Source organism: Kitasatospora sp. GP82 (assembly GCF_029892105.1).
Taxonomy (GTDB): Bacteria; Actinomycetota; Actinomycetes; order Streptomycetales; family Streptomycetaceae; genus Kitasatospora.
The window spans coordinates 107,323-120,128 of record NZ_JARZAJ010000007.1 but is presented as its reverse complement, the minus strand read 5'-3'; the positions used below and the strand labels follow the sequence as shown (position 1 = coordinate 120,128).

Sequence of the window (12,806 nt, the reverse complement as noted above, 5' to 3'; positions counted from 1 at the left end):
GAGCCGCATCGGGCCTGGGGGCATGTTCAGGCCAACTGACCGTCCGGCCCCGATCCTTCGTCCGCCCACCGGTTCGTCCGGTGGACCGTTCGGCCTGTCGGGCGGTGTGTGCGCAGGCTGGAGGGGGCCCGTCCCGGATGGTGGACACTTTCGATCCCGGGTGCCTCGGGGGGTAGGCGGGAAGTATCCGGGCCTTTGTTCTGGTACATGGAGATTTCGGACACTGGATCATGATGATCGAAGAGAACGGGATCTCGGTATCAGGTGAAATCCGACCGCTGATCGGCGGATCAATGGTGAACCGTCTTTGCGATCATCCGATCGTCCTGATCTTCCTTGAGGGTCAGGAGGAGAGAGTGGTTCGAGTGGTGGACTGGGCTGAGATACACCGGTTGTCCCGGGCCGGGCGAATGTCGATCCGGTTGATCTCCCGGAACCTGGGCATCCCGGGGAATGCGGTGATGGCCGGGCGGGGCGTCACTCCGGCATGTGGGACCTGGCCAGGGTGAGCAGAACCCGCTGGTGCGGCGTGTCCTGGCAGGGGATCGTGGCGCGCAACTCGCCTCGCGCCGTGAGGTGGAGGATGTCGATGCGATCCCGGTGGGAGGATATGCGGCGGATCGTGGGCCAGGGCACGGCGGTTCCGTCCACCACCATGCCCTCGGGGGTGAGGGTGACCCGGCCGAAGTTCACCGGGCTTCCCTGGTCGAGGAGTTGGAGTGAGCGCGGCAGCTCGTCGGCGGCTACCAGCTCTGCCGCCCAACCGACCTCGCCGCCGAACTCGAACAGCGGCTGCCCGTCCAGGGTGCGCAGTTGAAGGTGGTGGACGGGAGTCTGCCGGTAGCCGCCCGTGACCCACTCGAAGGGGCGCAGCCGCTGCCAGGAGTGCGCGGCGAGTTCCGCTCCGGTGGCCAGCACCATGCCGTGCTCGAAGCAGTGCGCGCGAGGCAGCCGTTGCGCGCCTCTCCTGTCGAGCAGTCCGGTGGCGGTGAGCAGCGCAAGCGGGACGCCGAGGGTGGCGCCGGCCACCGCCCAGGCGGGCTGGTCGCCGTGGAGGAGGAGTCCGGCCCCGAGTGACAGTGCCACGCCGCTCACCAGGCACCCCGCGCACGTCTTCGGGAACCACGGAGCGTCGCCGCTCCTGACGTACCGTCCGAACGCGTGCTCTTCGGCCAGTCGCCGGACCTCCGGCGGGGGTTCGTCGCGCTCTCTCGCCATCTGTGGACCCTCTCGGACTCGGCCGTCGACCGGCTGATCCTAGACGAGCGGTCCAAGAGGCTCCGCCAGTAGGCAACCCATCCGCGCCGCCCAGCCGTCCTCGCCCAACTGCTCCGCATCCGCGACAACGGCAGTCCCGGCACCCGATGGGCCGTGTGCCGGGCTGTCAGCCGGGTCGTCGGCGAGCGGCCGGCTGTGACTGAGCGCGGTGCCCCGATGGCCTCGGCCCAGCAGCTCCGCGACCACGGCGCGCCCCAGGAATCCCGTACCGCCGACCACCAGAACCTTCATCTCGTCCACCTGACCAGGGTCCCACGGCGTGAATCGCCAGGTGGGGGAGAGGCGGTGATGAGCGATCAGAAAGGGCGGAAGCCGGGGGTGGAAGCCGAGAGGAGAGGCAGTGTGGAGTTAAAGGTGGCCGTCTGGGCGGTCTACCTCGTCCCGACGCTGGCCCTCTTCCTGCGCCGCGCCTCGGGCCCCGCCGCCGGTTCCGGCTCCGCGCCGAAGCCCGTCGCGACCGGGGCGGAGTCGGCGGAGCCGGCCTGACCTCGCAGATCCTTGGGAGCGCCCTGCGTCGGCTGGCCGTCCGGGGCGGGGCGCTCTGTCGTCCCGGTGGCTGCGGAACAGCTCTGCTGACGAGAAGTCAGGACCTGCCGCAGGCCGGAGAATGAGCTCTCACTATCATGTGCTCATGGGACCATTGCAGCCTGACAATGCTCAACTCGTCGTCGGACTAGTCGTCTTCTTCTTCATCTTCGGCGTCCTCGGACTGGTGGTGCTGCCACGGATCGAGAAGACGCTCGCGGCTCGCGAAGATGCGATCGGCGGCGGTCTGGAACGCGCGGAGACCGCCCGCGCCGAGGCGCAGCGCATCTACGAGGAGTACCAGACCGAACTCAGGGCGGCCCGCCGCGAGGCGGCCCAGCTCCGGCAGAGCGCTGCCGAGGAGGGCGCGGCCCTGATGGCCGCCGTCCGCGCCGAAGGACAGCAGCAGCGTGACCAGCTCGTCGCCGAGGCCAACGTGCAGCTGGCCGCCGACCGGGTCATCGCGGAGGCCGAGTTGCGCGAGGACGTCATCGCCCTGGCGAGCGAACTCGCCGGCCGGATCGTCGGTGAACCGCTGGCCGATCTGCCGAGGACCCGCGCCGTCGCCGACGAGTTCTTCGCCGAACTGGACGCCAAGGCCACCGCGCAGTCCTGACCCGACGGCTTCGAGCTGCGCAGTAAGCCCCCGGTGGGCGGGGATCGTGTGCGGTACGCTGACCGCGGATTCTCCAGGGGAGGGGAATGGTGCGGGAGACCAAGGGGGCGACTGCGCAGTCACCGCGGGGGTCGCGCAGGCCGGTACCGACCGGGGCCGCGCTGTTGGGTGCGGGAGTCCTGCTGCTGCTGGGCGCCCTTCTGGCGGCCCCGGCCGACAGTTCGCCAAAGTCCGCAGACCACGGGCCCGGTGTCAGCGCGACAGCGGGCCCGCCCACCGATGGTGCGACGCCGCCCACCGGCAGCCCCGAGCCGACGCCGACTCCGGTGCCCGTGGTCACACAGACGCTCCTGGTGGTCCAGTCGGCGCCCGACAAGAGCGAGGGCGACTCCCTCGCCGCGATCATCACCGCAGGGGCCGGGTTGATCACCGCCGTGGCCGGAGCCGTCACCATGGTGGTCGGTGCCCTCCGCCGGTCCTCCCAGGCGGCGCCTTCGGCAGCCGCGGCACCTGCGGCCGAGTAGCGGTCAGCCGGTCTTCGGGTGGCCGCGATGACCCTCCCACTCGGGAGCCAGGATCGACATGACGACCTGGTCCACCCAGGCGCCGTCGTAGTGGAGCGCGTCGCGCTGGACGCCCTCCACGACGAAACCGGCCTTCTCGTAGCTGTGGATGGCACGCGGGTTGAAGGCGAAGACCCCCAGTGAGATCCGGTGCAGGCCCAGCTGTTCGAAGCCGTAGCCGACGATCAGCCTCAGGGCCTCGGTGCCGAGCCCGCGGTTCTGACCGGACGGGGCCAGGGCGATGCGGAAGTTGCAGCTGCGATTGTCGCTGTCCCACTTGTTGAGGACCGCCTCGCCCGCGCAGGCACCCGTCGCCCGCTCGACGACGGCCAGGTCGAGCCGGTCCGGCTGCTCATGGCGGCTGCCGTACCAGGTGCGTATCCGCTGTTCGGCCGACTCGTCCCACGGCTGCGGATCGGACGGGCCGTTGTCGCTGCCGGTCAGTCGGCCCACCTCCGGGTCCTGGAGGAGCGCACGGATGGCGGGGGCGTCCTCGTCCAGGAGGAAGGGGCGCAGCATCACCTTGTCGCCGACCAGGGTCGGTTTGACGGAGAAGTCGGCTCTTGAGTGTTGGTCCACAGGCCGATTGTCGGCATGAAGCAGCCGTCGCAGCAAACGAATTGTCCGAGTGGATCCGCAACACCCGGCGGTGGACGGTAGGTTGGACGGCTTAGCGACGGGCGAGAGGCCGAGCAGCAGGGCGGCAGCGGGAATGGCGCGACGCGCAGAGCCCCCGGAGCGATGCTGGCGCGCAAAGACTGCGGAGGATCCGCCGCACACCCGCATTTCTGCGCGCATTGCCCTCGCAGGGGCGCCGCTCGGTCTCCGCGCGTGCCCGCATGTGCGGGCGCGGGAGTCAGGGAAGGGGCTCGGCGTGCAGGGGCGTACGGTGCGACTGGTGTCCACCGCTCGCCAGCATCCGGACCTCGCCGCGATCGCTGATCTCGGCCCGGACGATTCCGGAGTCGTCCGCGTAGACCGGATGGCCGCCGGAACCGTCCACGCCCGTGTCCTTGACGATGACCACGTCCTGCGGCCCGTGGCTGCCCGGATCGCCGGGGAATGTCAGTGCGTACCGTCGAACTCGACCCATGACCGCTCTCCTCACCGGGCCCCATCCCCCATCGTACGGACAGTGGGGCCCGGCGGAGGTCAGTGCCGGTGGTGGTTGTCCGGCTGTGCCGGGTCTCCCGGGTGTTCCAGGCCGGGGACGAGGGTCAGGCGGTGGGCGCGGGCGTGGTCGAGCCATCGGACGAAGGCGATCCGGCGGGCGGCTTCGAGCAGTTCGGGCGCCGGGTCGCGCTGCGCGACGGGCGCGTTCTGCTCGGTGAGCAGGGTGGCCGTCCAGCCGTCGGCCGTGACCGTACGGCCCGGGCCTGCCGTGCGCAGCGCGGCCGCCAGGGCGAGCGGCAGCGTCTGCGGACGGGCGTCGAACTCGCCGTCCGGCGTGGCGATCCGCCAGAGCGGCCCGTCCTCCGCCCGGCCCTCGGTGGCCCGGCGGTATGCGGCGGCCTCGTCGGGGGAGAGTGCGGCGTCGGCCGTCACGGCCCGGTACACCGCCCGGACGGCGGCGCTGCCCTCGAATGCGGCGGCGGCGATGGAGCCGAGCTCGACGGCGGCGCGCTGGTCGAGGCGGGCCGGCCGGCTGCGACCGGTGGCCTCGGCGGCCGTGTCCAGTCCGCGCGCCGCCGCCTCGGCTGCGCAGAGCTGCTCGGTGAGCACCACCTGCGCCACCCAGCGGGTCAACTGCCGGTCCTCGGCGCTGCCGGGTACGGGCAGCGCCGAGGACCGGGGCCCGCCGCGCAGGGCGGCGAGGCGGCGGTCGAGCTCGGTCCGGGGGAGGGGCCTGCCGTCGAGCAGACCGAGGATCTCCGGCACGGGGTGGGCGTGCGCAGTCCCGTCGGAGTGCCCGTGCCCGTGTTCGTGCCGGTTTCCGTGCCTGTGCCCGTGGGAACCGGTGCGGCCGGGCGTGTGCGTGCTGCTCACGGCGCGACCACCACCTCGACGGTCGGCGCGTACTGGCACCGGCCGAACCACATCACCTTCGCCAGCGCCCAGTACGCCCCGGCGTCGGCATCGCGCGGCACCGCCACCTCGAACGCGACCGTCTGCTCGGCGCCCGCCGGCAGGACGAAGCCGCGGACGGGAGCGGCGATCGCCTCCCAGGTGCCCCAGGGGGAGACCAGTTGCAGCTCGCCACGGATCTCGCCCCGGGTGCGGTTGGCGAGCACGACGCCCAGGTCGGCCCGGCCGCCGGGGGCGAGCCGCAGGGACGACGACACCACGTCCACGGACAGGCCCGTGTCCCGTCCGGCGGCGGCCTTGGTGCCCTGGGCCGCCGCCCAGTCCTCCGGCACCGCGCCCGGCACCGGCAGGACGGAGGGCAGCGCGCCGACCGCGATCGTGGCGACGTCCTCGACACACTGTCCGGCGTGCTCCACCCGGGCCGCCACGAAGTACAGGCCCGGTGCCGTGTCCGCCGGCGGCCGCAGCGTCACCGGGAACCGCAGGTGGCCGCCTGCCTCCAGCCGGTACGGCCGCCGCCCGGTACTCACCGTCCACCCCTGCGGAGCCAGCACGCTCACCGCGCCCTCCACGGCCGCGTCGCGCAGCTGCGAGGCGAGTACCACCGAGACCTCCACCGACTCGCCGTCCGTGCGCAGCAGCCCCGGCGAGAGGCCGATCGACACCGGCAGATAGCCCATCGGTGCGGGGCCGCGGTTGTGCAGCCAATACCGGGCGTGCACGGGCTGTGCCACCTCGGCGACCGGTCCCAGCGCCCGCTCGGTGGCCGCCTCGCCCCGGTTCGCCCCGCCCGGTACGCCGACGACGGTCGCGACTTCCGAGCCGTGCAGCACGATGTCGCCGGTGAGCAGTTCACCGGTCCGCTCCAGCAGATCGGCGCTCCGCAGCTCCGTGAAGCGCAGGGCGCCCGCCAGGCGTGCCGCCCGGCCGAGGCCGGTGGACTCGACCAGGCGCAGGGTCACCCCCAGGGCCGGGTCGGTGCCGGCCGACGAGCCTTGGGCGATCGGGTTGCCGGTGGGCTTGAGGGTGCCGAGCAGGACCTCACGGGCCGGTTCCACCCGCAGGTTGGCGTGGCGCGCCGGGAGCGGTCCCGGGTGTGCGGCGGCGGTCCGGGCGTACAGCGGGTGGTTGAACTCCTGGCCCTGCGCGGGGAGGGCCAGGGCCCGCCAGTCGCCGTCGCCCGAGACCAGTGAGTAGCTGAACTCGTGGGTCCAGTGCTGGAGTTGGAAGGATGAGCCATCCGCAAGGGTGCGCTGCGGCGGGTCGATCCAGACCCCGGACGGCCAGCCGGTGCAGGAGCGCATCAGCGACAGGTGCAGGGCACCGCCCGGGTCCACGGCGAAGCCCGGCAGGCCGAAGGTGAGCAGTGCGACGGTGTGGTCCGTGAGCAGCTCGCCGCCGGGTACGGTGCCGGGGCAGACGGCGGACACCCGGGCGTCGCCCAGGTCGTCGGCGAGCGCGGCCGGATCGCTCACCACCAGGGCGGGCAGCGCGCGCAGATCGCGCAGGTCGGCGCCCGGCTGCCACATCTCGTGCAGCGGCTTGTCCGCCGGCACCCACACCCTGCCGTGCGCCCTGAGCGCGGACTGGTACTCGGCACCGGCGCGCTCCAGCAACTCCCGCGCGGCCTCGTTGACTTCGGGTCCGCCGAGCACGATCCGGAAGTCCGGCAGGTTGGAGTCGACGTCCAGCCAGCCGTAGCGGGACCAGTCGGCGCTCGACGTGGTCGCGGTGACACCCACCCGGGCCAGGGCGACGACCAGGTCGCGGGCCTCGGCCGCCTCCTCCAGCGAGGGGACGACCACCTCGGCGACGCCCAGTGCCCGCGCGCCGATCGCCGTGCCCGTGAGGTCGAAGAGTTCGGCCCGGGCCGTGGAACCCAGCCCGAACCAGGTGTTGGCCGGGTTGTCCAGCGTCCACGGAGACTCGGCCGCATCGACGTCCGGCAGTGCGAATCCGCGGCCGACCACGGCGTCCGCGACCTCGCTGACCGGCAGCGCGCCCGGCAGATCGACGGGAAAGCGCAGCCGCAGCAGCCGGTCCGCTCCCGCATAGTCCACCACGCGGCTTCGGCAGTCGACGCGTTCGATGCCGCGCCAGAGGGTGACGGTCTGCTCGTAGGCGATGCCCTCGACGGTGCCGCCGATCACCAGCCGCTCGCCGAGCGGGCCGCTCTCCCGGCGGACCGTCGCGGCCCCGGCCGAGGCGCCGACCACCGGCCCCTTGGGGACCAGGTGCCAGGGACCCTCACCGAAGTCGGGGTGCTGCGGATACTCCTCGTACACCCGCAGCTCGTTGCCGACCTGACCGTCCTGGATCAACTCCCGGTCGTGGCGCAGGTCGTGGACGCTGGTCAGGCCGCCGCCCCGGGCCGGATCGGCGGTGACCCGGTAGCGCTCGTTGGTGATGACCACGCCGTCGCCCGCCACCCAGCCCTGGTCGCTCTCGCCGTCCACCAGCCGCCAGGTCCGCCAGCCGAGCCCCGGAACGTCCGCGGCCAGGAAGCGCAGCGTGCCCCGGTCCACCGCACTGGGCACCTCGGCGCCGGTGTCGTCCAGCACCCGCCCGCCGTCGGTGCCCTCCGGCAGCGCCACCTCCACCAGTGCCGACCGGTCGAAGGAGAGGGTGTTGGCGACGACCACGGCTGCGCCGTCGCCCGCCGTGTCGATCCGGCCGACGAGGGCGTCCAGCGCGGTGTCCCGGACGGCGGCGGCCAGGTCGTGGGCCTCGCGCCAGCCCGAGAGCAGGTCGATGTACACCTGGTCGGACTCGGAGCCGGTGATCGCGTCATGGTGTGCGCCGTAGGCGAGTTGGCGCCAGACCTTGTCGAGCGCGGCGTCGGGGTATCCGCCCAGGCCCTGGAGCGCGGCGAGAGTGGCGAGCTTCTCGGCGTCCACGGCGGCGACCTCGGCGGCCCGCTGGGCCTGCTTGGTGTCGATGTAGGAGACGTCCTTGCCGGTGTAGACCGGGTTCATGTCGCGGGTCTGCGGACTGGGCCGCCGTCCGGTGGCGGCGAGTTCGGCGCGGACGGCGCTGAGGAAGTCTCGCGGTGTGCCGCAACTGAAGCGCGGCCACACGTACTTGGCGGCCCAGGAGCGGTGGATCTCGGTGACCCACTTGTTCGGCGGGGTGTAGTCGGTGCCGACCGGCAGCAGCAGGTTCCTGGTCGCGCCGACGGGCTTGAGCTTGCGGTACAGCTCGTACACCGCCTGCTCGGCACTCGCCAGGTCGGGGGAGGAGTCCATCCACCAGCCGGCCGAGTAGTGGTGCGGCATGAAGTGGGTGAGCACACCGCGTCCCGAGGGCGAGATCCACTCGAACTCGCTCGGGAACTGCATCACCGTGGCGTCGTCCTTGGCCTCCCGGAAGTTCTTCTGGATCGGCCCCCACTGGTGGAAGGGACCGCGGGCCCAGGCGCTGCCGGTCAGCCCGGCCGCCTCCAGGTAGCCGGGGAACTGCGGGTCGTGGCCGAACACGTCCAGCTGCCAGGCGGTCTGCGGGTCGCCGCCGAGGATCTCGCGCTGGTAGCCGATGCCGTAGAGGATGTTGCGGATGGTGGTCTCGGCGCCGGTCAGATTGGTGTTGGGCTCGTTGTAGGTGCCGCCGACCAGCTCGACCTGGCCGCGCTCCAGCAGCAGCCGCAGATCGGCGCGGCGCTCCGGGTGCTGGTCGAAGTAGGGCTTCAGATAGTCGATTTCGGCCAGGACGAACTTGTACACCGGGTCGCGCAGCGCCAGATCGAGATGGGCGTCCACCAGGGCGAAGCCGTTGCGCTCCCACAGCGGCCGGGTGGTCGCGTCGCCGGAGAGCAGCTCCCACGGCGAGGTGTACGCCGCCTGGGTGTTCCACCAGACCGGGTCGTAGTGGAAGTGCGAGACCAGGTACATCGTCCAGCCGGGCTCGGCCACCAGCACCTCGGCCCGCACGCTCGCGCCTTCGGCGCTCACCGTGACCGGGAGCCGGGCGCCGACGACCGGGTCGGCGATGGTGAGCGGGACGTCGAGCCGTCCCGTGCCGGCGGCCTCGCCGCTGACGCCGGGGCCTGCGACGGTGACGCGGGCGGGCGGGCCGTCCAGGGTCACCCGGAGCACCTGGCGCGGGGCGTCCTCGGGGCCGACGAACAGGTCGGTGTTCTCCACGGCGGTGATGGCGACCGGCACGGGGTGGGGTCCTTCCTGGTGGGAGGGGACTGACTGGCCGAGGGGCCTGGGCCCTGTCCGGCAAGATCGGCCGGACAGGGCCTACGGGCCCCAGGTCTCGAACTCGTGGCTGCGGGCAGCGGGACCGGTGGTCCGGGTGGGTCTGGTGACGGCGACGGTGACGGCGGTGGCCGGGCGGTTCGGCGCCGGATTGCTCCCGGCGGGCGGGGTGTTCGACCAACCGACCCTGGTGGTCGCGGCTCTGGAGTGCCCGAAGGTCGTCGAGACCGCCTCGACCTCGATGGTGGCCGAGATCTCGGACCCGACGCGGTCGAGCCCGGGGACGTAGTAGGCGTCGTTGGGTGTGCCGCCGAGGAAGGTGCGGCTGCCGTCGGGGTTGCGGCGGTACACCTCGTAGTGGTGCACGCCGCCGCTCGCGGGCGGTGTCCAGGACAGCCGCAGCGACTTCCGGCTCGCCGAGACATCGGTGGCGCCGAGCACCCTGAGCGAGGTCGGCGCCCTGGTGACGCACACCGACCCGTCGTACACCGCGAGCTGACCTATCCTCATATCGTAGGCGGCGACGGGGCTCGGCGCCCAGATCCGGAGGCCCAGCTGGGCGATGGTCCGCCCCGCGTACGCCGAAAGGTCCAGTGTCCGCCGTTCCCAGCCGCTGCCCTTGACCGATCCGAGCGGGAGGGTGGTGAAGGTGGTCGGGCTGTCGGTGAAGGAGACGGCCGCGCTGAGCCGGCTGTCGCCCGCGGCGGGCGCCTTGAACACCACGGAGAGCTTGGTGCCGGCGGCCACCGGCAGCCGGGTCTGGTACAGCCGTACGGTGTTGGCCGCGTCCAGGCGTCCGCTCAGCCGCAGTGAGGAGCCGCCCTCGTAGGCGTCGGTGAAGTCGATCGAGGGGCTGAGCCTGCTGCCGCCGGAGTCCACCAGCCAACGATAGGTGGGCAGGACGTCCTGGAGCGAGAGGTTGTTCCAGCCGCCCGTACTCACCCGTACGCCGGCGGAGTTGTAGAAGTCGCCCTGTCCGGTGTCGAAGGAGGTGACGAAGGGCTTGGCGGTGACGGGGGAGGACTCGGCGACATAGCTCGCCAGGCCCTTCCAGGAGTCCGCGGTGGTGGTGTTGGACGGGTCGCCGTTGGCGCCGACCCAGTAGCGGGAGTCCTTGGCGTAGAAGTCGGCGCGGTCGGTGGCCGACTTGAAGGTCCACTCGGGCCGGTAGAGGCCGAGCGAGGTGACCTGCGGCTTGCCGGGCGGGAAGAGCGCGTCCCAGGCGACGGAGGTGTTGTAGCCGGCTGCCTCGGTGTCGACACCCGAGTACAGGTCGTACTCACTGCGGCCCAGCGAGCGCGCCACACTGCGCGAGGAGTCCGGACCGGAGGCCGTCCAGCCGAAGTCGAGGAACATGGAGTCGGATACGCGGCCCGAACCCTCTTGCAGGAAGGCTTCGTTGGCCGTGTCCAGCTGCTCCTGCCAGCCGACGTCGCCGGAGGTGGTCATCGCGTCGTACCACTGGAACTCGACCGGGCCCCGGGTCCGCGCATACCTCATGGTGTTGCGCAGTTCCGTGGCCAGGGCGGCATCGCCGCCCGCCGTCTCCTGGTTGATGAACCAGCCGTCGAAGCCGTAGTACCTGGCCACCTGTACCAGCTTGTCCGCGACCGGGTAGCGGGAGCCGGACTTCTGGACGAAGTCGCGCACCCACTGGAGCTGCCCGCCGTAGGCGGTGGGCGGGAAGAAGACCGTGCCGTAGACCTTGACGCCGTTGCGGTGCGCGGCGTCGACGACGGTCGGATTGGGCGCCAGGATCAGGCCCTCGCTCGCCGAACCGCCCCAGAACACCAGGGTGTTCAGGTACTGCCAGTACCCGAAGGCGTAGTAGTCGGCGTTCGCCGAGCCCTGCGACGGGTTGGCCGAGGTGGGGCCGAAGGACACCAGCGAGGAGACCCGGCCCTCTCCGCTCCGGGCGCCCGCGTTGGCACGCAGCGCCGGGTCGGACACCCGGGGCCGGAGCGGCACCCGGGAGCGGTTGAACCTGGCATCCGGGTCGGTCGCCGGATCCCACTTCAGCAGGCTGTCGGGGTACCAGTACGAGGCGTAGGGCTGGCCGCCGTGAGCGGCGGCCCCGGTCGGTGCTGCGGCGGTCGGTGCTGCCGCGGTCGCGGGAGGTGCGCCGAGCAGGGCGGCGGCGAGGGCCGCGCACAGTAAGAGGGCCAGTTGTCTGAGTCTCATCCGGGTCTCCGATCCGGCGCATGGGGCGGATGGTCGGTGGAGCGGTCGGTCTTGGAACGTCCGCTGGTAGGCAACCGGGCATCTCGGAGCCTCGCACCCTGGACAGTGCAACCGACTCCGGTGAGTGCCTGCCGGCGGAGCCTCTCAGCCGACGAGTCCGGCGATGCCGCGCGCGGCGAGGTAGTCGGGGTCCGCCGCGCGGGTGGCGGGAACGATGGCGAGCGGTCCGGAGGCGCGCAGCCGTACCCACGTCGTGTGGAACGCGCTGCCGGGCGCGACCTCGGCGCGGCGGTCGGGCCGCTCCCGCAGATCGACCTCGCAGACGAGGCCGGGCCGGTCGGCCGCCAGGACGCGCCCGCCGGTGAGCGGGGCCGCGCGTTGTTCGCCGATGACGGCGGCGAGTTCGGCGGCGAGCGGCTTGCGGCGGTGGTCGACGGTGAACAGCCCGAGGTCGTACTCGCGGTCGGGGAAGTCGGCCAGTGAGCGGTCCAGGTCGTGCGAGCACCACCAGGTGACGCCGCTGAGCGCCGGGTTGGTCAGTACGTGGTCGAGGGTGCGGCGGACGAAGGCGGGAGCGTCCGCGTCCGGGACGTCCGGGCGGGGTGCGCCGATCTCCTGGAGCCAGACCGGACGGGCCGGGTCGGTGGAGGTGGCGGCGGCGAGTTCGACGAGGTAGTCGGCGTGCGAGACGGTGGCCGGGCCGAGCGGGCCGTCGAGCGCGGAGACACCGTTGAACACCCAGGAGTGGACGGTCGTCAGATGGCCGAGGTCGGCCGCGTCGGCGGGGTGGAAGGGGTGCTCGGGGTCGTACCAGGCGGCGTCGTACAGCGAGTACAGACCGAGGACGTACGGCGCGGCGGTGGCGACGGTCCGGAGCAGATCACCGGCCCAGCGGGCGGACTCCTCGGCGTCCGTCGGATTGGCCGGCCAGAGGTTGTTGACCTCGTTGCCGAGCGTGATCGCGAAGACGTTCGACCGGCTCGCCACGGCCCGGCTGACCCGGTCCACATACCGGGTGATGCCCTCCCGGACGGCCGGGTCGGTGAAGAGGCTGCGCCGGTGCCAGGTCAGGACCCAGGACGGCAGGAAGTCGTAGCTGGAGAGATGTCCCTGGAGCAGATCGACGGCCACGTCCAGGTCGAACTCGCCCGCGATGTCGATCAGTTCGAGCAGCTCGTCGATGCCGCGGCGGCGGATCAGCGAGCGGTTCGGCTGGATCCACGGCCAGATCGGGAAGACCCGGACATGGTCGAGGCCGAGACCGGCCAGGTCCTCGAAATCGCGCCGCACGGCGTCGGCGTTGAAGTCCAGCCAGCTGTAGAACCAGCCTCCCGAGGGAACGTAGTTGACGCCGAACCGGCGTCGGGCAGGGTCTGGGTGCTGCGTGGTCACGCGCGTCCTCCGGCTGCCGGGTAGGGC

Annotated in this window: 11 protein-coding genes; 3 read left to right on the top strand and 8 right to left on the bottom strand. The window is 72.1% G+C overall.

Going from position 1 to position 12,806, the window contains the following annotated elements; translation table 11 throughout:
- Nucleotides 1–477 precede the first annotated feature (477 nt).
- Complete coding sequence (locus P3T39_RS09600) at nt 478–1,086, bottom strand: DUF6585 family protein (RefSeq protein WP_280696965.1); 609 nt, start codon at nt 1,084–1,086, stop codon at nt 478–480.
- A 171-nt stretch (nt 1,087–1,257) separates the two neighbouring features.
- A complete protein-coding gene (locus tag P3T39_RS09595) occupies nt 1,258–1,509 on the bottom strand; it encodes an NAD-dependent epimerase/dehydratase family protein (RefSeq protein ID WP_348534324.1) in 252 nt (83 codons plus the stop codon).
- Nucleotides 1,510–1,620: 111 nt separating this feature from the next.
- On the opposite strand from P3T39_RS09595, the gene P3T39_RS09590 reads away from it, so the two are divergent.
- From P3T39_RS09590 to P3T39_RS09580, 3 genes are all read left to right on the top strand, one after another.
- The gene (locus tag P3T39_RS09590; RefSeq protein WP_280696963.1) at nt 1,621–1,764 is read left to right on the top strand and encodes a hypothetical protein; all 144 of its coding nucleotides are present in this window, start codon (nt 1,621–1,623) and stop codon (nt 1,762–1,764) included.
- 145 nt (nt 1,765–1,909) lie between these two features.
- A complete protein-coding gene (atpF, locus tag P3T39_RS09585) occupies nt 1,910–2,419 on the top strand; it encodes a F0F1 ATP synthase subunit B (protein ID WP_280696962.1) in 510 nt (169 codons plus the stop codon).
- A gap of 332 nt (nt 2,420–2,751) precedes the next feature.
- Nucleotides 2,752–2,943 (top strand): hypothetical protein, encoded by a 192-nt coding sequence (locus P3T39_RS09580; RefSeq protein WP_280696961.1) that lies wholly within the window; start codon nt 2,752–2,754, stop codon nt 2,941–2,943.
- 3 nt (nt 2,944–2,946) lie between these two features.
- Here P3T39_RS09580 and P3T39_RS09575 read toward each other — a convergent pair whose 3' ends face one another.
- The 6 genes from P3T39_RS09575 to P3T39_RS09550 form a co-directional block, all read right to left on the bottom strand.
- The gene (locus tag P3T39_RS09575; RefSeq protein WP_280697080.1) at nt 2,947–3,501 is read right to left on the bottom strand and encodes a GNAT family protein; all 555 of its coding nucleotides are present in this window, start codon (nt 3,499–3,501) and stop codon (nt 2,947–2,949) included.
- 337 nt (nt 3,502–3,838) lie between these two features.
- Complete coding sequence (locus P3T39_RS09570) at nt 3,839–4,075, bottom strand: DUF6296 family protein (RefSeq protein WP_280696960.1); 237 nt, start codon at nt 4,073–4,075, stop codon at nt 3,839–3,841.
- A gap of 59 nt (nt 4,076–4,134) precedes the next feature.
- Entirely contained in the window at nt 4,135–4,968 is an 834-nt protein-coding gene (locus P3T39_RS09565) for a hypothetical protein (RefSeq protein ID WP_280696959.1), read from the bottom strand.
- The gene (locus P3T39_RS09560) at nt 4,965–9,167 is read right to left on the bottom strand and encodes an NEW3 domain-containing protein (RefSeq protein ID WP_280696958.1); all 4,203 of its coding nucleotides are present in this window, start codon (nt 9,165–9,167) and stop codon (nt 4,965–4,967) included. The genes P3T39_RS09565 and P3T39_RS09560 overlap by 4 nt, the downstream gene beginning before the upstream one ends.
- A gap of 81 nt (nt 9,168–9,248) precedes the next feature.
- Nucleotides 9,249–11,387, bottom strand: a complete 2,139-nt coding sequence (locus tag P3T39_RS09555; protein ID WP_280696957.1) for an endo-beta-N-acetylglucosaminidase — start codon at nt 11,385–11,387, stop codon at nt 9,249–9,251.
- Nucleotides 11,388–11,531: 144 nt separating this feature from the next.
- A complete protein-coding gene (locus P3T39_RS09550) occupies nt 11,532–12,779 on the bottom strand; it encodes a glycosyl hydrolase (protein WP_280696956.1) in 1,248 nt (415 codons plus the stop codon).
- Between the last annotated feature and the right edge of the window lie 27 nt (nt 12,780–12,806).

What these genes read in the sequence shown, in the direction of transcription:
- P3T39_RS09555 (WP_280696957.1), bottom strand. Translation starts at nt 11,387, where the DNA reads ATGAGACTCAGACAACTGGCCCTCTTACTGTGCGCGGCCCTCGCCGCC.
- atpF (WP_280696962.1), top strand. Translation starts at nt 1,910, where the DNA reads ATGGGACCATTGCAGCCTGACAATGCTCAACTCGTCGTCGGACTAGTC.
- P3T39_RS09570 (WP_280696960.1), bottom strand. Translation starts at nt 4,075, where the DNA reads ATGGGTCGAGTTCGACGGTACGCACTGACATTCCCCGGCGATCCGGGC.
- P3T39_RS09575 (WP_280697080.1), bottom strand. Translation starts at nt 3,501, where the DNA reads ATGCTGCGCCCCTTCCTCCTGGACGAGGACGCCCCCGCCATCCGTGCG.
- P3T39_RS09595 (WP_348534324.1), bottom strand. Translation starts at nt 1,509, where the DNA reads ATGAAGGTTCTGGTGGTCGGCGGTACGGGATTCCTGGGGCGCGCCGTG.